Annotated in this window: 23 protein-coding genes and 2 pseudogenes; 11 read left to right on the top strand and 14 right to left on the bottom strand. The window is 54.4% G+C overall.

Annotated elements, in window-relative coordinates:
* Position 1 precedes the first annotated feature (1 nt).
* The 8 genes and pseudogenes from AC2FI8_RS18115 to AC2FI8_RS18080 all read right to left on the bottom strand — a co-directional run bounded on the left by AC2FI8_RS18115 (position 2) and on the right by AC2FI8_RS18080 (position 8,456).
* Positions 2–757: an ABC transporter ATP-binding protein gene (locus AC2FI8_RS18115; RefSeq protein WP_058274761.1), complete on the bottom strand. Its 756-nt coding sequence runs from the start codon at positions 755–757 to the stop codon at positions 2–4.
* 9 nt (positions 758–766) lie between these two features.
* Entirely contained in the window at positions 767–1,522 is a 756-nt protein-coding gene (locus AC2FI8_RS18110; protein WP_058277369.1) for an ABC transporter ATP-binding protein, read from the bottom strand.
* Positions 1,523–1,532: 10 nt separating this feature from the next.
* Positions 1,533–2,738: a branched-chain amino acid ABC transporter permease gene (locus AC2FI8_RS18105; RefSeq protein WP_496694899.1), complete on the bottom strand. Its 1,206-nt coding sequence runs from the start codon at positions 2,736–2,738 to the stop codon at positions 1,533–1,535.
* Between the two features lie 3 nt (positions 2,739–2,741).
* Positions 2,742–3,773 carry a branched-chain amino acid ABC transporter permease gene (locus AC2FI8_RS18100; RefSeq protein ID WP_496780467.1) on the bottom strand — a complete coding sequence of 344 codons (1,032 nt, stop codon included), beginning with the start codon at positions 3,771–3,773 and terminating at the stop codon, positions 2,742–2,744.
* Between the two features lie 113 nt (positions 3,774–3,886).
* Entirely contained in the window at positions 3,887–5,233 is a 1,347-nt protein-coding gene (locus tag AC2FI8_RS18095; RefSeq protein ID WP_282150858.1) for a substrate-binding protein, read from the bottom strand.
* A gap of 572 nt (positions 5,234–5,805) precedes the next feature.
* Positions 5,806–6,515, bottom strand: a pseudogene (locus tag AC2FI8_RS18090) (IS6 family transposase).
* Between the two features lie 71 nt (positions 6,516–6,586).
* Positions 6,587–7,393: a phytanoyl-CoA dioxygenase family protein gene (locus AC2FI8_RS18085; RefSeq protein ID WP_496780466.1), complete on the bottom strand. Its 807-nt coding sequence runs from the start codon at positions 7,391–7,393 to the stop codon at positions 6,587–6,589.
* Positions 7,394–7,397: 4 nt separating this feature from the next.
* Positions 7,398–8,456 (bottom strand): L-idonate 5-dehydrogenase, encoded by a 1,059-nt coding sequence (locus tag AC2FI8_RS18080; RefSeq protein WP_496780465.1) that lies wholly within the window; start codon positions 8,454–8,456, stop codon positions 7,398–7,400.
* Positions 8,457–8,525: 69 nt separating this feature from the next.
* Between AC2FI8_RS18080 and AC2FI8_RS18075 the strand changes: the two genes are divergently transcribed.
* Positions 8,526–9,293: an SDR family oxidoreductase gene (locus tag AC2FI8_RS18075; protein ID WP_170777660.1), complete on the top strand. Its 768-nt coding sequence runs from the start codon at positions 8,526–8,528 to the stop codon at positions 9,291–9,293.
* A 47-nt stretch (positions 9,294–9,340) separates the two neighbouring features.
* On the opposite strand, the gene AC2FI8_RS18070 is transcribed toward AC2FI8_RS18075, so the two are convergent.
* From AC2FI8_RS18070 to AC2FI8_RS18050, 5 genes are read right to left on the bottom strand one after another with little or no spacing between them, the layout of a single operon-like run.
* Positions 9,341–9,931, bottom strand: a complete 591-nt coding sequence (locus tag AC2FI8_RS18070) for a LysE family translocator (protein ID WP_496769748.1) — start codon at positions 9,929–9,931, stop codon at positions 9,341–9,343.
* Positions 9,932–9,947: 16 nt separating this feature from the next.
* Positions 9,948–10,871 (bottom strand): 2-hydroxyacid dehydrogenase, encoded by a 924-nt coding sequence (locus tag AC2FI8_RS18065; protein ID WP_496780464.1) that lies wholly within the window; start codon positions 10,869–10,871, stop codon positions 9,948–9,950.
* Complete coding sequence (locus AC2FI8_RS18060) at positions 10,864–11,712, bottom strand: fumarylacetoacetate hydrolase family protein (RefSeq protein WP_496769752.1); 849 nt, start codon at positions 11,710–11,712, stop codon at positions 10,864–10,866. The genes AC2FI8_RS18065 and AC2FI8_RS18060 overlap by 8 nt, the downstream gene beginning before the upstream one ends.
* Positions 11,713–11,723: 11 nt before the next feature.
* Positions 11,724–13,520: an IlvD/Edd family dehydratase gene (locus tag AC2FI8_RS18055; RefSeq protein ID WP_496769754.1), complete on the bottom strand. Its 1,797-nt coding sequence runs from the start codon at positions 13,518–13,520 to the stop codon at positions 11,724–11,726.
* Positions 13,517–14,275 carry an SDR family oxidoreductase gene (locus tag AC2FI8_RS18050; protein ID WP_496769756.1) on the bottom strand — a complete coding sequence of 253 codons (759 nt, stop codon included), beginning with the start codon at positions 14,273–14,275 and terminating at the stop codon, positions 13,517–13,519. The genes AC2FI8_RS18055 and AC2FI8_RS18050 overlap by 4 nt, the downstream gene beginning before the upstream one ends.
* Positions 14,276–14,462: 187 nt before the next feature.
* On the opposite strand from AC2FI8_RS18050, the gene AC2FI8_RS18045 reads away from it, so the two are divergent.
* Positions 14,463–15,350 carry an NAD(P)-dependent oxidoreductase gene (locus AC2FI8_RS18045; protein ID WP_496780463.1) on the top strand — a complete coding sequence of 296 codons (888 nt, stop codon included), beginning with the start codon at positions 14,463–14,465 and terminating at the stop codon, positions 15,348–15,350.
* Between the two features lie 14 nt (positions 15,351–15,364).
* A complete protein-coding gene (denD, locus tag AC2FI8_RS18040) occupies positions 15,365–16,315 on the top strand; it encodes a D-erythronate dehydrogenase (protein ID WP_496780494.1) in 951 nt (316 codons plus the stop codon).
* On the opposite strand, the gene AC2FI8_RS18035 is transcribed toward denD, so the two are convergent.
* The gene (locus AC2FI8_RS18035; RefSeq protein ID WP_496780462.1) at positions 16,312–16,962 is read right to left on the bottom strand and encodes a GntR family transcriptional regulator; all 651 of its coding nucleotides are present in this window, start codon (positions 16,960–16,962) and stop codon (positions 16,312–16,314) included. The two genes, denD and AC2FI8_RS18035, sit on opposite strands and share 4 nt — an antisense overlap.
* A 198-nt stretch (positions 16,963–17,160) precedes the next feature.
* On the opposite strand from AC2FI8_RS18035, the gene AC2FI8_RS18030 reads away from it, so the two are divergent.
* The 8 genes and pseudogenes from AC2FI8_RS18030 to AC2FI8_RS17995 all read left to right on the top strand — a co-directional run.
* The gene (locus AC2FI8_RS18030) at positions 17,161–18,174 is read left to right on the top strand and encodes a TRAP transporter substrate-binding protein (RefSeq protein WP_480793242.1); all 1,014 of its coding nucleotides are present in this window, start codon (positions 17,161–17,163) and stop codon (positions 18,172–18,174) included.
* 79 nt (positions 18,175–18,253) lie between these two features.
* Positions 18,254–19,423, top strand: a complete 1,170-nt coding sequence (locus AC2FI8_RS18025; RefSeq protein WP_496780461.1) for a mandelate racemase/muconate lactonizing enzyme family protein — start codon at positions 18,254–18,256, stop codon at positions 19,421–19,423.
* Positions 19,424–19,439: 16 nt separating this feature from the next.
* Positions 19,440–20,282, top strand: a complete 843-nt coding sequence (locus AC2FI8_RS18020) for a TRAP transporter small permease subunit (RefSeq protein WP_496769766.1) — start codon at positions 19,440–19,442, stop codon at positions 20,280–20,282.
* A complete protein-coding gene (locus tag AC2FI8_RS18015; protein WP_142634770.1) occupies positions 20,282–21,904 on the top strand; it encodes a TRAP transporter large permease in 1,623 nt (540 codons plus the stop codon). Before AC2FI8_RS18020 ends, AC2FI8_RS18015 begins: the two co-directional genes overlap by 1 nt.
* 10 nt (positions 21,905–21,914) lie before the next feature.
* A complete protein-coding gene (locus AC2FI8_RS18010) occupies positions 21,915–22,865 on the top strand; it encodes a phytanoyl-CoA dioxygenase family protein (protein ID WP_496780460.1) in 951 nt (316 codons plus the stop codon).
* Between the two features lie 24 nt (positions 22,866–22,889).
* Positions 22,890–24,392, top strand: a complete 1,503-nt coding sequence (locus tag AC2FI8_RS18005) for a UxaA family hydrolase (RefSeq protein ID WP_496780459.1) — start codon at positions 22,890–22,892, stop codon at positions 24,390–24,392.
* Positions 24,389–25,393: a Gfo/Idh/MocA family protein gene (locus AC2FI8_RS18000; RefSeq protein WP_496780458.1), complete on the top strand. Its 1,005-nt coding sequence runs from the start codon at positions 24,389–24,391 to the stop codon at positions 25,391–25,393. Before AC2FI8_RS18005 ends, AC2FI8_RS18000 begins: the two co-directional genes overlap by 4 nt.
* A gap of 100 nt (positions 25,394–25,493) precedes the next feature.
* Positions 25,494–26,420 (top strand): annotated as a pseudogene (locus AC2FI8_RS17995) (NAD(P)-dependent oxidoreductase); the annotation flags it as partial.
* Positions 26,421–26,422 lie beyond the last annotated feature (2 nt).

Raw genomic sequence — 26,422 nt, 5'->3', positions numbered from 1 at the left:
CCTAGATGGCCAAATACTCCTCGCGGAGGCCGGTGTCTTGAAGCACCTCGTTCGCCGTCCCATCAAATACGATAGTGCCGGTGTCCAGAATGATCGCGCGATCGGCTAACTCCAATGCTCGAACGGCGTTCTGTTCGACGATGATCGTGGTCATGCCCTGTTGCTTGACGTGGGCCAGTGTTTTTTCAATCTCGTCGACAATGACCGGGGCCAGACCTTCGTAAGGCTCATCCAGAAGCAGGACTTTGATATCCCGAGCAAGGGCTCTTGCGATTGACAGCATTTGCTGTTCGCCACCCGACAAGGTAATCCCCTCTTGCTTTCTGCGTTCGCCTAGGCGCGGGAACAACTCATACAGCCGCTCCAGAGACCAACCGACAGGCGGGGCAATCTGGGCAAGCTGCAGGTTTTCCTCAACGGTCAGCCCTGGGATAATTCGTCTGTCTTCCGGCACAAGGCCAAGGCCAACAGACGCCGCTTCGTAGCTTGTCATATTGTGTAGCGGCTGATGATCCAGCCAGATTTCACCGTGCCTTACTTCAGGATCGCCTACCCGCGCAATCGACCGGAGTGTCGAGGTTTTGCCAGCGCCGTTCCGTCCAAGCAGGGCCAGAATCTCGCCTTCGTGCACGTTAAAGCTGACGCCTTGCACGATATAGCTTTCTCCGTAATACGAATGCATGTCCCATACAGACAAGAACGCAGGCGCGGTGCTTGCCCTATTGGCGTTTTTTGAAAAGTCGGGTTTCTCGTTCATAGCTTTTCCTTACGCCGCCTCGCCCAAATAGGCTTCACGAACCTTGGGATGTCCACGGATTTTCTCTGGAGTATCTTCGACCAGCGGCGTCCCTTGCGCCAGAACTGTGATGCGTTCCGCAAGGCTGAAGACCACATGCATGTCATGCTCGATAATGGCGATGGTTATGTCGCGCTCATCCTTGATCTGTTTTAGCAAATCAATGGTGTTGTTGGTGTCCGCCCGCGCCATGCCCGCCGTAGGTTCGTCCAGCAACAACAGCCGCGGATTTTGACTGAGGCACATGCCAATCTCAAGTCGCCGCTTGTCGCCCCGGGACAGCGACGCCGCGTGCATTTCGCGTTTGTCGGCCATGTTCATTTCTTCCAGCATGACTTCGGCCTGTTCGACGACCTCACGTTCGCGAGCGATGGTCTCATAGGCATGCATCCGGAATGCCCCATCCCGCATCGCGAAGATCGGGATCAGCATGTTCTCCATCACGGTCAGCTCGCCAAAGATCTCAGGCGTTTGGAACACGCGGCTAATGCCCATCTGGTTGATCTGGAACGGCTCGAGTCCCAGAACCGAGTTGTTGTTGAACAACACCGACCCGGTGTCTGGCATCAGCTTACCCACCAGACAGTTCAGCAGCGTCGATTTTCCCGCGCCATTGGGGCCGATGATCGCATGAACCGAGTTCTCTTCGATATTGAGGTTCACATCTGTCAGCGCCTTAAGGCCACCGAAGCGTTTGCTGACGTCTTTGACTCTTAGAATTGCCATTTCTCGCCCCTTATTCCGCCGGTTCTGTTTTGCCCGACGGCGCATCGTCGGTGTCTTTTTTCTTGCGCTTGAAGCGCTTGAGCAAACGTTGTCCACCCTCAACAAGACCACCCGGCAGATAGATGACAACCAGCATGAACAGGATGCCCAGCGTCAGGTGCCAGCCTTTGCCGATGAACGGGTGGATCACGAACACCACGGCGTCCTCCAACCCGTCAGGCAGGAATGCGAACCAGCTATGCAGGACGTTGTCGTTGATCTTCGAGAAGATGTTCTCGAAATACTTGATGAAACCTGCGCCCAGAACCGGCCCGATCAACGTGCCCGTACCACCGAGGATCGTCATCAGAACCACCTCGCCCGAAGCGGTCCATTGCATCCGCTCGGCACCTGCCAGCGGGTCCATTGCGGCCATCAGACCACCGGCCAGACCGGCGTACATGCCAGAAATCACAAAGGCCGCGAGCGTATATGGCTTGGAGTTCAGACCCGTATAGTTCATCCGCTGCTGGTTCGATTTTACTGCCCGCAGCATCATGCCAAAGGGCGACCGGAAAATACGGATAGACAGGTAAAACACGACCATCATTATGATTGCGCACAAGTAGTAACCCGCGTTGAAGTCAAAGCTCCACGCGCCCACATCCATCGTGTACGTCGCGCGCATTGGCAATCCAAACAGATGCGGTAAATCCGGCGCGTTAGCGCCCTGCAGGATCTGCGGATCGTCCGCATAAACCTGCAGGCCGGTTTCCCCGTTCGTCAGGTTAAACTTGGGGTTTGACAGAACCGAGTAGGCCAGCGCAAAGCTCATTTGTGCAAAGGCCAGCGTCAGGATCGAGAAATAGATCCCCGACCGCCGCAGGCTGATGAACCCGATAAGTAGCGAGAACAGGCCCGCGACGACGACACTCAGCGCGATGGCTGGAATGACGTTGTAGCTGAGCAGTTTGAACATCCAAACTGCCGAGTATGATCCTACGCCCAGAAAGGCCGCGTGACCGAAGGACAAGTACCCGGTCAGGCCAAACAGAATGTTGAACCCGATGGCAAAGATCCCGAAAATCACGAACCTCTGCATCAAATCCGGGTAACCCGCGTTGAACTGCGCCATGGCGCTGCCCTCTGGAAACGGGTTCAGGATGAAAGGCGCCAGCAAGGTCAGGAGTGCGACGACGATCAGCAGGCTGGTGTCTTTTTTATTCAGTCCCAACATTGATTATTCCTCCATCACGCCCTTGCGCCCCATCAGCCCGCGCGGACGCGTCAGCAGCACGATGATGGCGACAAGGTAGATGATGATCTGATTGATGCCTGGGATCGTTGTGGTGGCCCAGGTGGTCGAGGCAAAGCTTTCCAGAATGCCCAGCAAAAAGCCTGCCAGAACGGCGCCTGGCAATGACCCCATTCCGCCAACAACAACCACGACGAAGCTAAGGACCAGAAAGTCCATTCCCATGTGGTAGTTCGGCGGGTTGAGCGGCCCGTACATCACACCGGCCAGTCCGGCGACACCGGCAGCAATGCCAAACATAATGGTAAACCGGCGGTCAATATTGATGCCCAGCAGGCCCACCGTTTCCCGGTCAGCCATCCCAGCACGGACAACCATCCCGAAGGTGGTGAACTGCAGGAAGGAAAACACTACGCCAATAATGCCTACGGCAAAGCCAAAATAAACCAATCGCCAGATCGGGTAGATGATTGCATTGGGATCAAAACCAACCATGGTGCCCAGATCGACAGATCCGCTCAGCACATCGGGCGGCGGGGTCTGGATCGGGTTGGCGCCAAAGAAATACTTGACGATTTCCTGCAGAACGATCGCAAGACCAAAGGTCACCAGGATCTGGTCTGCATGCGGGCGCTTATAGAAGTGTTTGATCAGCCCGCGTTCCATCACATAGCCAACCAGCAGCATGATCGGGATCGCAAACAGGATGGCCAACGGGACGGACCAGTCGATGATCGTTGCGCCGACTTCGGGGCCGAACCAGGCCTCGATATAAGGGGTTTCGACCTTCAGCGGATTACCCAAAAAGTCTTTTTGGGTTTCATCGAGGGTCACGAAACTCAGGTTCAGCAGCTTTTGCAAAGTAACGGCGCAGAACGCGCCAATCATGAACAAAGCCCCGTGGGCAAAGTTCACGACGCCGAGCGTCCCGAAGATCAGAGTCAGACCCAGCGCGATCAGCGCATAAGCCGAGCCCTTGTCCAGACCGTTGAGTATTTGCAGTAGGATGGCGTCCATTGGGCCCACCTCAGGGTTGGTCAGTGTGGATTGAGTGGTTGGGACCAGGCCCACAGGCCTGGCCGCAAGTCGTCTGACCGCCGAGAACGACGGTCAGACATTCGCCAAAAGGCTTACGCGCCCGGATTGCACTTGCCCAGTTCGCCACCGGCGAACATCGGGTGCTCGGGATCGTACTCGACCTGCGCACGCGGCGTGATCTCGACGATTTCAAGCGTGTCATACGCGTTGGTCGGGTTCTCGTTGCCGCGCACAACCAGCACGTCCTTAAAGCACTGGTGATCGGCACCGCGATACCATGTCGGACCATTGCCCAACCCGTCGAACTCAAAGTCTTCCAGAGCTTCGGCAACACCACAGGGATTGAAGGTGCCCGCACGCTCACATGCATCCGCATAAAGCAGCACTTGTGCATAACAGGTCTGAGCGGAGTTGGACGGCGGCTTGCCGTATTTCTCACCAAAGGACTTCACGAAGGCCTTGGTGCCCTCATCCTGCAGCTGCCAGTTCCAGTTCATCGAACCCAGCACGCCCTTGATGTTCTCGCCCGCACCAGCGGCCATCAGCTCGGAATACAGCGGCACGACGATCTTGAAGTCCTTGCCGTTTGCAACCTTGTCGAGCAGACCGAACTGGATCGCGTTGGTCAGCGAGTTCACCATGTTCCCGCCATAGTGGTTCAGAACCAGCACGTCCGCGCCAGAGTTCAGAACCGGTGCGATGTAGGACGAGAAGTCGGTCGACGCCAGCGGTGTTTTGACCGTGTTGACCGTTTCCCATCCCAGGGCTTCGGTCGAGGCAACGATCGACTCTTCCTGGGTCCAGCCCCAGTTGTAGTCGGCCGTCAGGTGATAGGCACGACGTTCCTTGCCCATCTCAGCCGCCAGAACTGGCGCCAGCGCCGCACCCGACATGTAGGCATTGAAGAAGTGACGGAAACCGTTGGCCTTCTTGTCCTTACCCGTAGTGTCGTTTGCATGGGTCAGGCCGGCCATGAAGATCACGCCCGCCTCTTGGCACAGGCCCTGAACCGCGACAGCCACGCCCGAGGACGAACCACCGTTGATCATGATCGCGCCGTCTTTTTCGATCATCGACTTGGCCGATGCGCGGGCTGCATCCGATTTGGTCTGGGTGTCGCCGGTGACGAACCCGACCTTCTTGCCGAGGATACCGTTCCCCTGCAGCGCCTTCGACGAGAAAGTGTTCAGGCAACCACCGTCGCCTTCGCCGTTCAGATGTTCGACCGCCAGCTGTTGCGCCAGCAGTTCATCATTGCCTTCGTCGGCATAAGGTCCGGTTTGCGGAACATTGAAGCCCAGAGTGACGGATGACCCTGTCGGCTCATTAGTAAAGGCAGCGGCCGACGAAGCCGTAAAGATCGTAGGCAGGGCCAGACCGGTACCTGCAACGGCACCGGACTTTAGCACGCCGCGGCGCGTGACATTTTTCTTAGTCATTTATTCCTCCCATTTCCATTTTTCGTCCTTTGGCTCCTCTTCCAGCAGACGAAAGCGCACTTTTGTGCATTCCAATAATGGAAATCGGACAGAAAATTTCTCAATAAATTACTAGTCTTGAAACAAAATTTTGTAAATTTGTTCACGAAATTCGGGATTTTTTGTAAAGAAAGTAACAGTCAGCTATGCCCGGGCATTGTCGCGCAAATCACGGTGGAGGCTTATTTTGTGCCTCCAGCATGGTGGCCGGAATGCTTTAGCAGTTGGGTTCAAGCTGAGCATGAGACCAAGAACTGGTCCCCCCTACGGAACTGCATCAAAGCAACGCGGCTCGCTGTCTGTTTCGATTAATCCTGATGTAAACCGGGCGCTCAGGCCAATCGGCAATAGGATTGGGTTGCGCGAATCCGGACTGCAGTGAATTTGCCGTCACCCGAAACGTGATAATTCGAGCGCGCCGATATTTGGGTAAGGTCTTGCGGCGGAAAACACATTTGAATTGAGGCGGGTATGAGTGGCGGTGCCGTCAGACAAATTCGAACTAGTCTCAGCTAAGCCAATATAGGTGCCCTTTATGCCATACCAAGTTCGCGCCACTCGGCAAGAGCGACGGTGCGTGTCAGCTTGAAGGTGTCTCAGCTGGCGAGCGATCTTTCCTGGTTGAAGTGTTTGTAGACTGAGGAAAATGGATGGAGGCGAGTTTTTGCAAACTTCGCATACGCCTGAAACGTTGCATAGCGCGCTCTCTTCGTCGGAAAGGCAGGTGCGAATTCTCAACGCGGTTGTTGAGCCAACTGCCCGTCTGTTGTTTTTCGAGAGCACCCAAATCTCTGAGCGCTGCTTTGTAGGATGCAAACCGGTCGGTCACGACCTCCGCGGCGCAACCGTGCCGTTTCATCAATTTCTTAAGGAATTTCAGTGCTGCAGCTTTGTTTCGGCGTTTGGTGACAACGGCTTCCAGCACCTCGCCCTCGTGATCAACAGCCCGCCACAGATAGTGTCGCTTGCCATTCACCTTCACAAAGACCTCGTCGACGTGCCATTTCCATTTCGAGTGTGCTCGCAATTGCTGAACTCGCTTTTGTCTGATCTCGGAGGCAAACATCGGGCCGAACCTGTTCCACCAATATCGGACGGTTTCGTGGCTCACGTCGATGCCTCGCTCGTGCAGCAGATCTTCGACATTCCGAAGCGAGAGCGGGAAACGGATGTAAAGCATCACGGCCAAGCGGATGATCTCGGGACTGGTTTTAAAGTATTTGAAAGAGGCAGGTCTGGTCAGGGGCAAAAGCTACGCAACACCCCTACCCCGCTCAAGCAAAGTTCTTCTGACAAGACCCTCGAAGGGAGTCATTATACTCCGGCGAAGAGTATTTGTTTTTTGCGATCTGCATCCCTTTGACACAAAACGAAATCGTTCTCATGCAAAAAGCCCTGAGGGGAGGACGCAACTAAAAAATGCCCAAAATCATCTCGCCCTGCGACTAGCGCAACCAAAGTTTTCACTCCGTTTTGCTGTTTCATTGACGGCTTTATGAAACGCAACGCCGCACCAATGCGTCTATCGTCCGTGTTATTGGGCCCTGATGCGTGAAAGAGATGCCCGTGATGCATGGAAGCCTGCCCTGCACGCAATTCGGCAGCAACTGCATCTTTTTCGTTCACATCGACTGTGATTTCCTGCCCACGTGACAAAAGATTGTTTTCGCTGAAGGTGTCCACATGAGGCACGATACGGCTTTTATGGCTGCTAGGAACAAACCTCATACACCCGCTTTGCTCAGACGCTTCTGAAATCGCAACCCAACAGGTTACCTCTTCAGCATCATCCAAACCCCAATAGGTCAAGTCTTGGTGCCACGAGACTATCTTCGATGATCGCGCTTCTTTTACGAAAAGTGCGGCGCTCCAAACCATGAGGTCCGGCCCCAACACTGTTGAAGCAGCCTCAATCAGCTTCGGATGGCGAAGAAGTGCATCGAATGATGGTATCAGCCTGTCCGGATAAGAATATAGAAGCTTGAGTTTCTCTGGGTCGTCTCTGAGAATGCGCTCTGCTTTTTCAAAATCATCGCGCAGCTTTTGGACCTCGTAAGCTGTCAGGATATCCAGCGGAGCTACGAAACCGTCTCTTTCATAAGTCTTTGCAATATCACGCATTCGTCTATCCATCGTCATTTTCCGGAAACGTTAACTGCACTTTCATTGATTGGCTTCGATCAGACGCGACCTCAAAGGCAGTTACAGCCTCGCTAACTTCGAAGGAATGCGTCACCAACTGGTCGACGTTTATTAGTCCGCTTCGCATCATCTCGACCGCGACTGAGAACTCGGAATGGAAACGGAAAGACCCACGAAGCACTATCTCTTTTGCAGTCAACGCCTGCATCGGCACAGTCATATCTCCACCCAGACCAAGCTGAACCAATGTTCCACCAGGTCGCAAACATGCGACGCCAGAAGCCAGAGCCGATTGAGCCCCAGAACACTCCAGTTGGACATCAACCTGGCCCTTGTCGTTTTCAAACTGCTCCAGTTTTTGCGGATCGGCGTAGGTGTTGATGACATCGTCTGCCCCGCATTCACGCGCCAGAGCGAGGGTCTGGTCCGAGATATCCGTCGCCACTATTCTGGCCGCTCCAGAACGACGTACTGCCAAGATCGTGAGGCAGCCAATCGGACCGCATCCCGTGATAAGTACCGTTTTGCCTAAGAGGTTCCCGGCTTGTTTTATCGCGTGCAAACAGACAGCCAGAGGTTCGGCCATAGCGGCCTGCGCAGGGCTCAACCCATCTGCCGGAACACATTGACTGGCTTTCGCCACGAGTTTGCTTTGAAAAGCGCCTTGGATATGCGGGAACGGCATCGCGCTGCCATAGAACTTCATATCAAGACAGTGGTTTTGCTGCCCGTTCAGACAATAAATGCAGGCCTGGCAAGGGCGGGATGGAGAAACTGCAACCAGTTGGCCTAAGTGCAGCCCCTGCACACTTGACCCGACTGTCACGATTTCTCCGGCGACTTCATGTCCTAGCACCATCGGCTGACGCAACTTGATCGCACCGAAACCACCGTGGTTATAATAATGCAGGTCAGAGCCGCAAATCCCACCCGCGCGCATGGCAATCAAGACTTCGTCTGGCCCCACGTCGTGTACGTCCCGGTTTTCCAACCTCAGATCTTTTGCGGCATGGATAACAACAGCAACATTGGCCGAAGACATTGCACAGACTCCCTATACATATTGCCAAAAGATACGGATAGTCGGTGCTGACAACCAAGGGGTTTTTGCATGATGCTTGAAATGTTCAACCTAGAGGGAACACGCGCACTAGTAACAGGCTCTAGCCAAGGCATTGGATTTGCGTTGGCCCGTGGCTTGGCTGCCGCCGGTTCGCAAGTCGTTTTGAACGGGCGCGACACCGCGAAACTAGCGGCAGCAGCATCCGAGTTGAGCGAAACAGGCGCCTCGGTACGTGAACTTTCGTTCGATGCAACCGATCATGAAGGTGTCCGATCTGCCGTGGACAACTTTGAAGACAATGTCGGCCCCATAGACATCCTGATAAACAACGCCGGAATGCAACACAGGACGGAGCTACAGGATTTCCCCGCTGATGCCTTCGAGCACCTACTACAGACAAATGTAGCGTCCGTCTTTCATGTCGGTCAGGCTGTGGCACGGCACATGATTGAAAGAAAGTCAGGCAAGATCATTAACATTGCGTCGGTTCAATCCGCATTGGCAAGACCGGGTATTGCGCCTTACACGGCGACAAAAGGTGCCGTGACCAACCTTACAAAAGGAATGGCGACTGATTGGGCTAAGTATGGCCTAAACTGCAATGCCATTGCGCCTGGATATTTCGATACACCTTTGAACGCCGCATTGGTTGCTGACCCTGAGTTTAGTGCATGGCTCGAGAAACGCACCCCGGCCGGTCGCTGGGGCAATGTGGAAGAACTTGTCGGCGCCGCCATATTCCTTGCCTCCCCTGCATCCAGTTTCGTCAATGGACATACTCTCTACGTTGATGGCGGAATAACGGCGTCACTTTGATTTATGTCTTTCAACCGTCTGCTAGGTACGACTGACGCAGGCTTTGTTTAAAGCGCCGACGCCAAAGCAATCACCACAACAACCATCAATGAAGCCGCCATCGCAAAGTTGATCCTTTGATGTGATCTCTCACTTAAATCAAGGCTGCCTAGCTTTGCGCCAGCACCCAGCCAGATCATGTGCACTGGCACCCAAACCATATTGAATATTACGATTTTTATGACGACCTCCCAAACGGGCGCATCGGGCAAAAAGGCAAACCCTGAAAACAATGCAGTGCCGACCACGTAAGCCTTGGGATTAATGAACTGAAGTGTCAGCCCGTTCGCAAAACCAAGTGGCGAGACCGCGGGGGAAAACCCGACCTTTGAGCCAGCTCTTGCAATACGCCAGGCAAGAAATCCCAAATACCCAACAGAGGCAAATAGCAGCAAAGTTCTAAGTACCGGTATAGCCAAAGCTACTGCAGCGACTCCAGAGACAACAAACATCATGTTGATGAACCCGCCCAGCATCAAACCAGCCACAAAAGCTAGCCCAGCTCGAAAACCAAATGCTGATCCAATACCCGCAGTTGTCAAAACACCTGGGCCAGGCGTAATCAGCAGAAAGAAAACCGCAACGGCAAACTCAAACACTATTCAGATTGGCCTTCTACAGATCTCTGCATTCCGGCACAGCTGTGATCACCGATCCGTCCTTAAGGTGTTGCAGGAGATTGTCGACAGTTAGGTCACCCATAGCTGCACGTGTCTCAATAGTCGCGCTACCAGCGTGAGGGAGCAGAACGACATTGGACAACTCGCGCAATGCTTTTGGAACGCGCGGTTCGTCTTCAAAAACATCAAGCCCTGCCCACCCGAGCTCACCGTTTTGCAATGCATTGATTAGGGCAGTTTCGTCGACAACCGAACCTCGACTAACGTTTATAAGAGTGCCCCCAGCCCCCAACGCGCGCAACACCTCAGCGTTGACCAGCCTATTGGTCGACGGGCCGCCGGGCGTGATGCATATGAGGACATCCACATGTTCTGCCATTTCAACCAAACTGTCGAAATATCGGTACGGGACATCCTTTTGATTGCGGGTATTATAAGAGATTTCGGGGGCCCACGGCTCCAACTTATCAACGATCGCCTGACCAATGCGACCAAGACCAAGAATGCCTATTCTTTGATTGTCCGCTGATCGTGTCAAAGGGGCATTACCTTCAACTTCCCACCGTCCGGACCGAACGTAATCGTCGTCACGTATGAGCTCTCGATAACATGACAGCAACAGCAGAACGGCGGTGGTTGCGACTTCTTTGTTCAAAACATTGGGCGTGTGCGTCACAACAATCCCGCGCTCAGCTGCTGCATTTGCGTCGACGGCGTCGTAGCCGACCCCATAGACACTGATCATCTTCAGATTACCGAGTGATGTCATCAGGTTATGCGGAACACCATCGTGCCCGTTCGTAACGATATGCGTAACATTTTCCGCGTTGAAATTGTCCAATTGATGAATGTCGAACGCTGCGGACAGGCGCTCTCGCATCCGTTCTGTGATCCCTCCGATTTGCAATAAGTCAGTCATCTTGACCGACCTTTTGCCGCTGAACACCAAGCCCATCGATGCGAAGCTCCATGACGTCGCCTTTTTTTAGGTAAACTGGTTTCGGTTTGATCCCCATTCCGACACCGGGCGGTGTTCCAGTTGAAATGACGTCACCGGGGTGCAATGTGAAAAGTTGACTTAGATGCTCAATGATCTCGGCAACCGAAAAAATCATCGTAGCAGTATTCCCGGTTTGCATGCGCTGACCGTTTACATCCAGTGACATACCAAGACTTTGAGGATCAGGCACTTCATCCCGGGTCACTAGCCACGGACCAGTAGGGCCAAATGTGTCGCACGACTTGCCCTTGGTCCATTGACCGGTCAGTTGAGTTTGAAAATGCCTTTCCGACACATCGTTTACGATGCAATAGCCCGCAACATGTTCGAGCGCATCGGCCTTGGAAACGTATTTGGCCGTCTTACCGATGACGACCCCCAGTTCGCATTCCCAATCGGTGCAGGTAGATCCGCGCGGCATGACAACATCGTCATATGCCCCTATGACCGCTGAGTTAGCCTTGAAAAAAAGTATCGGATGCTCGGGAATATCTGCGCCGGTTTCTGCAGCATGGTCCGAGTAGTTCAAACCGATGCAAAGAAATTTTCCGATTTCGCCGACACACGGTGCGATACGAGGATCACGCTCCACAATTGGCAGGTTGTTCGGATCCAACGAACGCAAATTATCTAGCGTTCCATCATCCAGCATATCCCCCGTAATATCGTTGATATGAGCTGACAGATCCCGCAATTGACCCTCAGAGTCGACCAACGCAGGCTTTTCCGAGCCCTCGGCTCCGTAACGAACAAGTTTCATTTCTGTTCCTTTTAGTGGTTATCGCGTGGCATGAAGCCTCGTGCGATATCGCGGTAGTTTTCTGCACCCTTGAGCGTCATACCACGATCCAACCGATCTACTTTTTCGCGGAATATCTCCTGCCACGGGGATTGGTTGGGCGGCATTGAATACCCACCCTTTGCCTCCAGATCGCGAGCGCGTTCATGCAGCTCTTCGAGCGAAACCAGCATATCCGCTGTGCCTTTGCCAAGATCGATGCGCAGTCGGTCACCATTTCTCACTAAGGCCAACCCACCACCCTCTGCAGCTTCGGGTGAGGCATTCAGGATAGACGGACTTCCTGATGTACCGGATTGCCGTCCATCACCGATGCAAGGAAGAGCTTCGATGCCCTGTTTCAACAAATATGCGGGCGGCCGCATGTTCACGACCTCTGCAGCACCCGGGTATCCTTTTGGTCCCGCTCCGCGCATAATCAGAATACAGTTTGCGTCGATGTTTTCTGCGGGATCATCGATCCGATGGTGAAAGTCCTCAGGCCCATCAAACACAATCGCCCTGCCCTCAAACGCATTTGGATCATCCGGGTTCGACAGGTAGGTCTCTCGAAATGCCTTTGAGATCACAGATGTCTTCATAATCGCACTCTCGAACAGGTTGCCCGAGAGATTGATGAACCCCGCCTGTTGCTTAACCGGGCTACTGACAGGCTTGATTACGTCGCTATTCTGAGACCGGCGCGTCGAGCAGTTATTGCCCATCGTCTTACCGTTCACCGTTATCGCATCGGGATGCGGCAGCAATCCAGCATCAAGAAGCTCACCGACAACGGCGGGTACACCTCCGGCCTGTTGGTAATCTTCGCCCAGATACTCACCCGCTGGCTGCATGTTAACCAACAGAGGAACGTCGTGGCCAAGTTTCTGCCAGTCATCGTTGGTCAACGGAACACCAAGGTGCCGAGCGATCGCATTCAGGTGGATCGGCGCGTTCGTCGATCCGCCAATCGCAGAGTTGATAACAATCGCATTCTCAAAAGCCTGACGTGTCATCACATCGCTGGGGCGTAGATCCTCCCAGACCATGTCCACAATGCGTTTACCCGTTTCATAACTGATTTGACCGCGCTCTCTATACGGGGCTGGAATGGCTGCTGATCCGGGCAATTGCATACCCAAGGCCTCAGCAAGCGAATTCATGGTCGTTGCTGTTCCCATCGTATTGCAATAGCCCACCGAAGGTGCTGCGGCGGCTGCGATTTCCATGAACTCATCGGTGTCGATTTCGTCAGCCGCAAGGTCTTCGCGCGCTTTCCATATAACCGTGCCCGATCCAGCGCGTTCACCTTTCCACCAACCGTTGAGCATGGGGCCGACCGACAGGGCGATCGCCGGGATGTTGACAGTCGCAGCGGCCATAAGAAGTGCGGGCGTGGTCTTGTCGCAACCAATGTTGAGAACAACGCCATCTATCGGATACCCAAATAGACTCTCAACCAAGGACAGATAAGCCAGGTTGCGGTCGAGTGAGGCCGTTGGCCGTTTACCGGTCTCTTGTATCGGATGGACCGGTATTTCGATGCACGTTCCCCCGGCGGCGATGATTCCATCGCGAACACGTTTGGACAATTCGATATGATGCCGATTACAGGGGCTCAAATCACTGCCGGTCTGGGCAATGCCAATGATCGGTTTGCCTGATTGCAGTTCCTCACGGGTCAAACCGTAATTCAGGTATCTTTCCAGATACAATGCAGTCATCTCAAGGTTCTCAGAATTCATGAACCACTTGCGAGATCGCAAATCGTTTTTTGATACTTTTGTCATTGGCCTGACCAACCCCCGTCAATTATGTGCGTGTGTCCTGTGGTGAATGCACTTTCATCGCTCGCCAGATAGACGACCAATGCCGCAATCTCTTCTGCTTTCGCTACACGCCCCATAGGCTGTCGCGCCACAAATTGTGCAAGGGCCTCTTCTCTGCTGCCCAGTTGCTCGCCCAACGCATCTACGCGGTCACGCCAACTGGGACTGTCGACTGTTCCCGGACAAATGCAATTGCACCGGATTCCTTTTGTTATGAAGTCCACGGCCACCGATTTCGTCAGCCCAACAACAGCGGCTTTTGTCGTTCCATATACAAAACGATTTGGCGCACCGATTGTGGAACCCAGTGCGGAAGACATATTGATTATCGAGCCTCCTCCGCGCTCTAGCATTCCCGGTAATACAGCCTTTGTCGTGCGCACCATTGAGCGCACATTAAGGTCCATGGCGAAATCCCACTCTTCATCGGTTGCATCCAGAATAGTTCCGTGATGCACAAACCCGGCGCAGTTGAACAAAACGTCTGGCTTCGCTCGCGCGACCCCATGATGAATACTGTCATTATTCGTCACATCCATCTCGAAAATTTCGAGATTTTCGAGATTGTGACCGCGAATCAAATTTAGGTTTTCAGGGTTAATATCCGTTGCATAGACTTTCGCACCCTCTCTTGCCATTGCAATTGCGCTTGCAAGTCCGATCCCTTGTGCGGCGGCTGTGACCAGGACGTGTTTTCCCTTAAGTCTTTCTGACATATGAATATTCCGACCTCAGAAGTGGCGACTGGACAAGTGTTACTTCGTCCCACAGATCAACAGAGAAGCAAAGAAACCTTGGCGGATTTGCAACGACTTCTGGCATGTGGGCACAGAGCCGTTAGCGTATGACAGAGATTTTGGTTTGGCCATAACCATGCGTGGCGCACCTTCGGAAGGACAGTAAATGATGGGCAAGCAGTTCAAAGTGGCTCTGTTGGGAACCGGCCTGATGGGAGCTCCTATGGCGCGAAATATTTTGCGCGCCGAGTTTCCGCTCACTGTATGGAACCGCAGCTTGAAAAAGGCAAAACCGTTGACAGCAGAAGGCGCGACATTGGTGGAAACTGCCCCGCTGGCGGTTTCGGGTGCAGACGCAATAATAACCATGCTCTCGGATGGATACGCGACCGGCGCGCTACTTGCTGACGAGGCTTTCCGCGAGCAACTCAAAACGGGGATGATCTGGATTGATATGTCGAGCGCCAAACCCGAACACGCAAGAGAGCAATCCGCGCAGCTTTCCTCGATGGGGGTGCGGCATCTGGACGCCCCGGTTTCCGGTGGCACCAAAGGTGCCGAAGCTGGCACCCTTGCGATCATGGTCGGTGGCGATCAGGACGTTATGGAGCGCGTGCGACCGGTTCTGACAGCAATAGGCCAGCCTGTGCATGTTGGCCCAAGTGGTTCTGGTCAATTGTGCAAATTGGCCAATCAAACAATTGTCGCTGTAACAATATCGGCAGTCGCCGAGGCGACTCTACTGGCTCAGCAAGGTGGTGCTGACCCCAGCGCGTTGAGGGCCGCACTGAAGGGGGGCTTTGCGGATAGTATTATCTTGCAACAACATGGCGAACGCATGTCTGATGGAAATTTTGCACCCGGAGGTTTGTCTAAGTTTCAATTAAAGGATTTGGACAACACGCTAGAAGAAGCGCGCAGCCTTGGCCTTGAGCTACCTAGCACCCGATCTGTGCGCGACCGTTTCGAATATCTGATAGACGAAATGGATGGGGCCGAGCTGGATCATTCGGCTTTGTATCTGGAACTCAAAAAACGGAATGGAATGCTGTGACGCGGATCCTTGTTATGGGCGGTGGAGGAATGCTGGGCCAGAAGCTGGCCCTACGCGTTTCGACCCAAGAAATTTTTGGAGCAGATGCTCAACTCTCACTGTTCGATCTCTCGTTCCCGCCAGACAGTGCGCCAGGCAATCAGATTGTGGGGAACTTGACTGCGGCAGGCATCGCCGAGTCGGTTGCAGCTAAACGCCCGGACGTCATATTCCATCTTGCAGCTATCGTTTCAGGCCAAGCTGAGACAAACTTTGCGTTGGGTTGGGATGTCAACCTTTTGGCGACCTGGGCACTGCTGAACGCACTCAGAGATGAACACGAGGCATCAGGAGGCGAGTACACACCTCGTCTGGTTTTCGCCTCGTCCATAGCAGTTTTCGGGGCGCCGTTCCCCGAAAAGATAAGTGATGAGTTCCTCTCGGCACCTTTGACCAGTTATGGAGCACAAAAAGCGGCGTCTGAATTGATGATCACGGATTTCAGCAGGAAAGGATATATCGATGGTGTTTCTTTGCGCTTGCCCACTTTGTGTGTGCGCCCGGGCAAGGCCAACGCTGCCGCTTCCTCCTTCTTTTCAGGTATAATCCGAGAGCCATTGAATGGGGATGAGGCGGTCTTACCAGTTGCCGAAACTGTTCGCCACTGGCACGCCAGCCCTCGCGCCGCTGCGACTTTTTTGACCCATGCAGCAACTATGGACACGCAGCTTTTGAACGACAGACGCGCCTTGAACATGCCTGGCGTAAGTTGCACCGTCGCCGAACAAATCGAAGCGCTGCGCAATGTGGCCGGTCAAGATGCTGTGGGCTTAATTAGGCGAAAACCCGACGAGGCAATCGAAAGAATAGTCAAGAATTGGCCGCGCGACTTTCAAACAGATCGCGCCCTAGAGTTGGGGTTTAAGGCGGAATCAAGCTTCGACGAAATCATTCAGGTGTATTTGGACGACGATTTTCGACTTTAGTCGCCCATCGTCTTTCCAGTTAGGTGGCGTTTCAGATGATCGTGAATTTTTTCTCGGGTTAACTGCTCATCCCCTGACAATGCTGCTTCAAGTATATCGGCATGGTGTCTTATGTTTTGAGAAATGAACTCAAAGTTCCGATCTGCCACCATCAACTGCTGTCTGAATTGCGCGTAAACTCGGCTATGCATTTGTTTTAAGGTTTCCGAGCCACAGGCAGAAATAAGCGTTTGGTGAAACTCCTTCTCCGAGGCAAACCATATCTCGATCAGGCCGCTCGGGTCGTCTGTGGAGTGTATGCGTTTTTCGATATGGCTAAGTTTGTGATGCGCGGCCGTCAATCTTGCTTCCCAATCCACTCCGCCATTGCGGATCGACATCGCAGTGCCTTCGGCCTCCAACAAAACACGGACGTGTGTCAGTTCGATAAGCTTCTGCGGCGAACGCATTGGCACACGGAAACCTTTTTGTTCCTGAAAGTCCACCAATCCAACAGCGGCTAAACGAAAAAGGACTTCCCGAACCGCACTCGCAGAACAGCCATACTCAATACGAAGTTCTTCGGCTCTCACCTTGGCTCCATGCTCGAATCCATTAGAGACTAGGCGCATTTTAAGATTTTGATAAATATCGATTTCTTCTTTCATCCCTGTGTGCGCCTTCAATTTTTGCCCAAGTAGCGTCGTAAGCAAATTTTCGAGTTTATGCAATAATCTCGAAATTTTTAGAAATTTCAAATTTTTCTTGTTGCATTCGATTCGTCGGCTTAACGTTTATCTGCGTGATAGCAGCGGAGGCGACAAGATCTCCCACAAAGCGCAATGCTCAACGTCTGGGAGGACACTATGAAAATAGTCAAGACAGCGGCCGTGGCGGCCGTAGCCACGACAATGGCAGCCGGTTTCGCGATGGCTGAAACAACGAAACTTAGAATTCAAACCCATTTTTCGCCCGAAACTCTGTCTGGTCAGATGGCTGCAAAATTCGTTGAAGACATTCAAGAGATGTCGAACGGCGAAATCGAAGTTGAAATGTTCTATTCCTCTTCGGTGGTCAAATCAGTTGAAACCTTCGATGCCGCAGCTACGGGAATTCTGGACTGCGACATGACGGGCGGCGGCTATCAGACGGGAAAAAATCCGGCCTTCCAGTTTGCGGGCGACCTGCTCGGTGGGTATCAGAACCCATATCAGCAAATGGCTTGGCTTCTTCATGGCGGCGGAAGAGAAGCTGTGAATGATCTATACAACGGCTATGACATGGAGTTCATCGGATGGTGGATTCCCGGGCCGGAGTCGCTTTCTTCGACCAAGCCGATTGCAAAAGTGGACGACTTCAAAGATTGGAAATTCCGCTCCCCTCCAGGCCTTGCGACCAAAGTGTTCGCGGAACTTGGTGCTTCTCCGATCGTTATGGACTTCAACGAAATCTTTACGGCTTTGGAAACCGGCATCATTGATGGCGCGGATGCCGCGAACCTGACTAACAACGTGGGACTGGGTCTGTACGAGATCGCAGGTCACACAAACTATCCCGGTTTTCACTCGATGCCTGCAGATCACCTAGCCTGTCGCAAAGACGTTTGGGAAGCGATGCCTGCGCACCACAAGAAGATCATGGAAGTCGCAATGGATAGCTTGGCATTGCACAATGCCACAATCAATGAAGTGCAGAACGCTCAGACTGCAAAAGACCTGAAAGCAAAAGGTGTTCAGTTGTACGAATGGTCGCCTGAAGACCTGGCAGCGTATCGCGCGGCCGTTCAGGTCGGTTGGACTGAGTTCGCGACGACCCCTGAGGCACAGGCGCTTTTGGAAAGCCACATCAACTTCCTGCGTGACCTGGGCGCAATGCAATAGTCAGACTTCGACCGAATTACGACGCACGGAGAGGCCGCGTTAGCGGCCCCTCTGGATCGGCGTCTGGATCCATAACTTCATGAAAATCAACAGAATAATAAGCCATGTACTGCAGTACGACATGCCGGAAGTTCTGGGCTACTCACAACAGTATTATGACAAGCGTACAACCCATCTGGTCGAGATTCGGACAGATGAAGGGGTAACCGGTTGGGGGGAGTGTTTTGGTCCCGGAAACGTAGCCATTGCCAACAAGTCCATCGTAGAAAAGGTAATCCAACCATTGGTTCTTGGCATGGACCCTTTGGACAAAGACGTGATCTGGCACAAGGTGTACAACCTTCTGCGAGACCATGGCCAAAGCGGAATGCCAATACAGGCTTTGTCCGGGGTAGACATCGCACTTTGGGACATCACCGGCAAAATCTCTGGCCTACCCCTTCATAAGCTTGTCGGCGGCGCGCATCGCACAAGCGTTTCTTGCTACGGCTACGGCATGATGCTTCGGGATGAACCGATTTCTAGTCTGGCCAGCCGTTTTGAGGAGGAAGCCGCGAAGATCAAGGAAATGGGATTTACCGCCACCAAAATGAAAACGGGCTTTGGCCCGAAGCCTGATGTGAAGTTGTGCGAAGCAGTTCGACGCGGAGTTGGTGACGACTTTCCTTTTATGGTCGATGCGAACCATGCCTATACGACTTCGGACGCATTTTTTGTCGGTCGGGCGCTGGAAGAGCTGGACGCATATTGGTTCGAAGAACCGGTCGCGCCAGAAGACATTGACGGGTACCGCGAACTGCGCACTTCGCTTAAAGTCAACATCTCGGGCGGAGAGGCGATATTCAATCGCTGGGCCTGGCGCAATCTTCTTGAAAATCGCGGCATTGATATAGCGCAGCCAGAAGTATGTGCTTTGGGCGGTGTTTCAGAGTATCTCAGGGTACTGGCCCTATGCCACGCACATTTCACTCCGGTCGTAAATCACGTCTGGGGCAGCGCCATCGCCGTCGCAACTAATCTACACCTACTGGCGGCCATGCCAGCAATTCCAGGCGGTTTGCATCCATGGGAGCCGATGCTGGAGTTCGACACAACGGACAACATGTTTCGGGACAATCTGCTGACCGTACCGCTGGAAATTCAAAATCAGGTCAAGGCCAATAATGGCCGTGTCATGATCCCGACTGGCCCCGGACTGGGTGTCGAGCCGGATCGAGACTTTATCGATCATTACAGGATCGAAGGATAGGGACGAGGGTTACGCGATGCACAAGAATTCAGGCGGACCAATTGAATGGCTCATACCGTTGGCCTTCGTCACGACTGCCAGTTGGCTTGTTTGGCATCTTCCAGCATTCCTGTTGGATTGGCTGCCTTACACCTCTGAATCCCTCAAAAGTCAGGTAACGGAAATATATCTGCGCAGCGACGTCACGCCTGAATTGCCTGGTGTGTTCGGGGGGGTTGTCGACATCATCGACGTGGCCGCGCTAGTACTTCTGCCGTTTCTTGCAGTGATTGGTACAAAGACCGTGCGCCCGGCGACGATGGAGTTCGAAGGCTCGACGGTTATGGATCGTTTCGCCCTGTTCATAGGCCGAGTTACGATGATGATGATAGCAATCATGACTGTCGTCATGCTCTACGAAGTCTTTATGCGCTATATCCTGGAGAAGCCGACCGAGTGGGCCAACGAAATGACTCTCTGGTTCGCCAGCTTTGTGTTTTTGATGTCTGGCTACTACGCCATGCAGCAACGCAGTCACATACGAATATTCCTGCTTTACGACGCAGTTCCACGTTGGCTTCAGCGAGTTTTTGACACGGTTTCAACAATACTGATCGTCCTGTTTGCCTTCTTTCTGGTCTACGGCAGCTACAAACAGGTGTTCGTCAACAAGCTCTATAAATGGGAGCTTTATGGCTCCGCCTTCAATCCTCCGATCCCGGCGACGTTGCAGCCGATGGTGCTGATCGTAATTTCGCTCGTCGCAATGCAAGCAATTTTGAACTTGGTCGCGGATTGGAACAAAGAGCCGGAAATCCACACAGATGAACCGGACGAAGACGAAATTGAAATGATCAAACGAGCAGTGGGACAAGACTGATGGATATTGGAACAATCTCACTCATCCTGATGGTCGCCCTGATCGTGCTTCTGGCGATCGGGATGCCTTTGGGACTGGCCTCGGCTTCCCTTGCGGTTCTGGTTCTTGTCCTGAAGTTCGAACCGACACTGCTTTTGAACCCATTTTCATTCGGCGACGGGGTTCTCACCGGTCGGCCAGGCACTGGGCCGCTCTATATCCTGGCGCAGAAGATATATGGGCTCTTAACGGACTACGTGCTCATATCAGTGCCATTGTTTATCTTCATGGCGTCGCTGCTAGAGCGGTCCGGGATCGCGCGTGACATGTATTCGTCGCTGAATGTCTGGCTTTCCAGAACACGCGGCGGCATCGCGATCGTGACCTCGATCATGGCGGTGATCATGGCAGCCATGTCCGGCATAATCGGTGGTGAGGTTGTCCTGCTGGGACTTATCGCCCTGCCCCAGATGCTGCGCCTAGGGTACGATCAAAATCTCGCGATCGGCGTCATCTGCGCCTCGGGGTCGCTGGGCACCATGATCCCTCCCTCCATCGTTCTGATCATCTATGGGCTGATCACCGAAACCTCGATCAAGTCGCTGTTCACCGCGTCTTTCATTCCTGGCTTCATGCTGGCCTCGATGATCATCCTGTACATCATCATCCGCACGCAGTTGAATCCTCATCACGCTCCGCTGCCGGAACCGGATCCGAACGACCCCGAACCGGCCGAAAAACGCAAACTGTTTGGGGCCTTCATGAGCATCGTCGTCGCCGGGTTTTCCACCGTTCTGTTTATCCGGGCCGCGTTTTTCGAGCTCTCAGGCTCGAACGCTGCCAGCCAGGGCGAGCCCGCGAGGCTGGGAACGGCTGACTACCTGCCCTGGTTTGCCGGCATCACGATCGTTGCCCTTCTGCTGATCTTCTTCGTCTTTGGCAGAGAGCGCGCTAAAATCGGGTGGGAAATGGGCAAAGGCCTCGTCGCTCCGCTGGTCGTCATCGGCGTCGTGCTCGGCTCGATCTATGGCGGGATCACAGGCATCACCGAGGCTGCGGGCATGGGCGCCTTCGCCGTTCTCATTATCGCCATCCTGCGGGGCGAAGGATCGTTCGAGCTGGTTTGGGACAGCTTGATGCGAACCCTAAAATCCACAGGCACCATCATATGGGTTACGATCGGGGCCGCCGCGCTGGCGGGTGCCTACACCATTGCTGGCGGGCCCCAATACGTGGCCGACCTAATCGTCGGCCAGGAGCTGCCAACCATGCTGGTCATTCTGGTGATGATGCTGATCTTGCTGTTCATGGGCGCATTCATGGATTGGGTCGGCATCGTGCTGTTGATTATTCCGGTCTTTCTGCCGATCGTCCTGCGCCTTCCTATCGAAGAAATCGGAGTCTTTGGCCAGTTGGAGCCGAGTCATGTCGCCATCTGGTTCGGCGTCGTGTTCTGTATGAACATGCAGGTCAGCTTCCTCTCGCCCCCATTTGGCCCGGCCGCGTTCTACCTCAAGTCGGTGGCCCCGCCACATATCAGTCTGACGGATATCTTCCGCGGCTTCCTGCCATTCATCGGGATCCAGTTGCTGGCGCTTTCCGTTCTTCTGATTTGGCCGGGCATCATCGCGCTGCTGTTGTGAGGTCGCACCCATGCTGACACAAGATCAGATTGGCAAGTTTCAGACGGACGGATACCTCGTGGTCGAGGATGTTATCCCTGCCGATGTCCTTGATCGGGTACAGATCGAATACTCGGATGTCCTGAGCCGGCTCTATGACGGTTGGTACGAAAGAGGGCTGGTCAAGGACGAACCGTCTGGAATGACCTTCTGGGACAAACTTCTGTCCGCCTATCAGGCCGGTTGCGACTATTTCCAGCCGCTGGACATCTCGTTGCCCGGCGATCGGATCATGGCGGACACACCTTTCCATATCGGGCCTGCAGTGTTCGACTTGCTAACGGCCCGGCCCATGCTTGACATTGTCGAGCAGTTAATCGGGCCAGAGTTGGTGAGCAATCCAATCCAGCACGTCCGGCTGAAGCCCCCCGCTCTCAAGCTGTCCAAGGATGAGGTGCGCGCGCATATCACAGCGACGGACTGGCATCAGGACCGGGCGGTTGCGTTGGAGGATGCGGATCAGACCGACATGGTCACGGTGTGGATTGCCGTCAACGATGCAACGGTCGAAAACGGCTGCCTGCAAGTGCTGCCAAAGGCACAGGACCAATCCATCCTGCCGCATTGTGCGCGGACGCAGACTGGTATTGCCGACGGATTCATTGACGAAGGCCGGGCTGTGCCCCTTCCTGTCAAGGCGGGCGGGATCATCCTGTTTCACCCTCTGACGCCACATGCTTCGCTGGTCAATGAAACGGACCGGTTCCGCTGGTCGTTCGACATCCGCTTCAGTGCGGCAGGCCAGCCCACCGGTCGAGGCCATTTCCCCAGCTTCATCGCGAGGTCCAGATCGCGCCCCGAAACCGAACTGCGAGATTGGCGTGTCTGCAAATCTAATTGGGAAGCGGCGCGAGCAAGGCTGTCCGGACAACCGCACATAGATATTCACCGGTGGACATCGGACTCACCGTTCTGCGCCTAGCTGCTGCCGCCAGGAAAGCTGATTATGACTTTTGTACGTTTAGATCGAACGGATAGCGTGGTTGTTGCAACTCGGTCCCTGGAGGCCGGCAGTATGGTGGAGGATGTCATGACCAATACGCGCATCCCTTCGGGACACAAGGTCGCCACGCGGAATCTTGCACCCGGCGATCCTGTCAGAAAATACGCTCAGATTATCGGTTACGCCACCCAACCGATCGAACCTGGCGACCATGTGCACACCCACAATATAGAGTTCCGCAACACTAGTGTGGACTACGAGTTTGCGACGGATCACAGGCCCATGAAACCCGCCACCTCGGTCGATACGTTCATGGGCTACCACCGGGACAGTGGTCGGGTCGGCACGCGCAATTACATCGCGGTTCTGACCACAGTTAATTGTTCGGCGACTGCGGCCCGTATGATTTCCAACCACTTCACGCCGGACAAGCTGGCCGAGTTTCCGAACGTCGACGGCGTGGTGGCCTTTGTCCACGGAACGGGCTGCGGAATGGCGGATTCCGGCGACGGTTTCGAAGCACTTCAACGGGTCATGTGGGGATTTGCGAAACATCCCAACCACGCTGCGGTTCTGATGGTCGGTCTGGGCTGCGAGATGAACCAGATCGACTGGCTGCTGGACGCGTATGGTCTGAAGCAAAGTCCCACCTTCCAGACGATGAACATCCAGAACGTCGCCGGATTGCGCCGCACCGTCGAAATGGGCATCAGTAAGATCAACCAAATGCTGCCCATTGCCAATGAGGCGGGACGCAGTGAAGCCCCGGCGTCCGAACTTATGGTTGCGCTGCAATGCGGTGGATCGGACGCCTGGTCAGGTGTGACCGCCAACCCGGCGCTCGGGCATGCCTGCGACCTGTTGGTTGCCCAAGGCGGCACAGGGGTCCTTGCGGAAACGCCCGAAATCTACGGAGCCGAACATCTTTTGACCCGCCGCGCCCTTAGTCGCGCAACTGGGGAAAAACTGATCGGACTGATCGATTGGTGGCAGGACTATACCGCCCGCAATCACGGTTCGATGGACAACAACCCAAGCCCCGGCAACAAGCAAGGCGGTCTGACGACCATCCTTGAGAAGTCGTTGGGGGCAGCGGCGAAGGGCGGAACCACGCCTTTGACCGGTGTATTCAAATACGCCGAACCCATCACCGCCAAAGGCTTCACTTTCATGGATAGCCCCGGTTATGACCCGGCCTCGGTGACCGGGCAGATCGCGGCCGGCTGCAACCTAGTGTGCTTCACCACGGGGCGCGGTTCTGCCTTTGGGTCCAAACCGGCGCCTACGCTGAAAATCGCTACAAACTCTGAGTTGGTAGCGCGCATGCCAGAAGACATGGACGTGGATGCTGGCGACATTCTGACCAAAGGTGCCAGCGTCGAAGAGAAAGGACAGGAAATATACCGACGGCTGCTCCAAGTCGCCTCGGGCGCGCGAACCAAGTCCGAGGCGCAGGGCCTGGGCGACTACGAATTCGTTCCCTGGCAAATCGGAGCGGTGATGTGAAACGGATCCTTGTAGCCGGCGGTGGATTGATCGGTATCCGCCACGTGCGCGCCGTGATCGAGCACCCCGGCTGCGTGTTGGTCGGGTTGGCCGATCCAGATGGCTCGATCCAGATCGACGCGCCGCGTTTTGCCAGTATGGACAAGGTGAAGGGCCCGGTGGATGGCGTCATCATCGCGACGCCGACCCGCCTGCATGCCGAACATGGCATTCTGGCCGCATCCCGCGGTTGGCACATGCTGATCGAAAAGCCGGTTGCCGCATCGGTCGATGATGCCCAGCGCCTTAGGGCGGCCGTTCGCAAGGCCGATGTCTGCAGCCTTGTAGGCCACCATCGACGGTATCACACAACCTTGCAGCGCCTGAAAGAAGTGATCAAGCAAGGTACGATCGGACAAGTCATCAACGTCTCGTTGCTGTGGGCCATGCGTAAACCCGAGAGCTATTTTGAACAGAACTGGCGGACTTCCGATGGCAGTCCAGTCATGATCAATCTGGTGCATGATATCGATGTCTTGCGCTTTGTGATCGGGGAAATCTCGGATGTCGTCGCCCTGCCTGGCGCGTCGATCCGCGGATCGGATCGGATAGAAAGCGGGGCTGTTGCGGTTGCGTTCGAAAACGGCGCGACGGGCACTATCAGTTTTGCCGACACCGCACCCAGCCCTTGGGGATTTGAAGCCGGAACCGGCGAAAACCCGAACATCGGCACGACCCATCAGGACATGATGTGGATCACGGGAACCAGCGGCGCTGTGAGTTTTCCCTCCATGACTCTGTGGCGTGGAAAGGATTGGGGCACTGCGGCCCAAAAAAACCAACTTACACGACCGGAACAACAACGCGCACCGCTTGAAGCGCAACTGGATCACTTCCTTGACGTGATCAACGGCGTCCCTCCACTAATCGATGTCGAGGATGCAGCCCGGACGCTCGAGGTCACATCATGGATCGAACAGGGGCTGAAGGCGCGAACGGCTCGAGCGCGGGCGCCGGCCTGATTGACATGCGGCCCGGCAAAATACCGGACCACCCAAAGACCAATGATTATCCGTCGGGCAATATGAGCATTCAAACTGCAAAGCCGCACGCGCCAGACACAAGAATGAAAACCAGACACATTCACGGAAAGGGAAACCAATGAGCAAACCATCAATCGGGTTTATCGGCTTGGGACTAATGGGCGGAGCCATGGTGAGCCGACTGTTGGACCAAGGATACTCGGTCGCTGTATTGGGAAACCGCGACCGCACATACCTGGACGCCGCGATTGACCGTGGCGCCCGCGAGATGCAAAACGCCCAAAAACTGGCTGAAGCCAGCGACATCGTGATGTTGTGCATGGGCACCTCGGAACAGGTCGAAAGCCGTATGCGCGGCGCAGATGGAGTGATCGCGGGATTGAAACCCGGGGCGATCGTCATCGACTTTGGCACCTCGCTTCCAGGCAGCACACGCGCCTTGGCCGAGGAGGTTGCCGCAGCCGGCGGAAGCTATCTTGATGCGCCGCTTGGCCGTACGCCTACGCACGCGCTAGAGGGCAAGCTCAACATTATGACTTCCGGCGACAAGGCTGCCTTTAACAAGGCCGAGCCGACACTGAAAGACTTGGGCGAAAACGTTTTTTATCTTGGCCCCGTTGGGTCCGGACACACGATCAAGCTGATCAACAACTTCTTCGGAATGACCGTTGCGAACGCGATGGCCGAAGCCTTTGCCATGGCTGATATCACCGGTGTTGACCGTAAACAGGTGTATGACGTTATGGCCGCAGGGCCTCTGCATTCTGGAATGATGGATTTCGTCAAAGCCTACGGCGTTGAGAGCGACCCAAATCAGCTGGCCTTTGCCATCAAGAACGCGGCAAAAGACCTTGGGTATTATGACCGTATGGCACGCGATGCAGGCGTTTCCAGCGTGATGTCGCAGTGCGCGCTTTCGGCGCTGAATGATGCGCGCGACCACGGTCAGGCGGATGATATGGTTAGCCAGATGGTTGACTACTACGTCAAGCGTTTCAACACCTGATC

Source organism: Ruegeria sp. CDSB029, from assembly GCF_059611125.1.
Note: the sequence above shows the minus strand (reverse complement) of the source record. Positions and strands in the feature narration are given on the sequence as shown.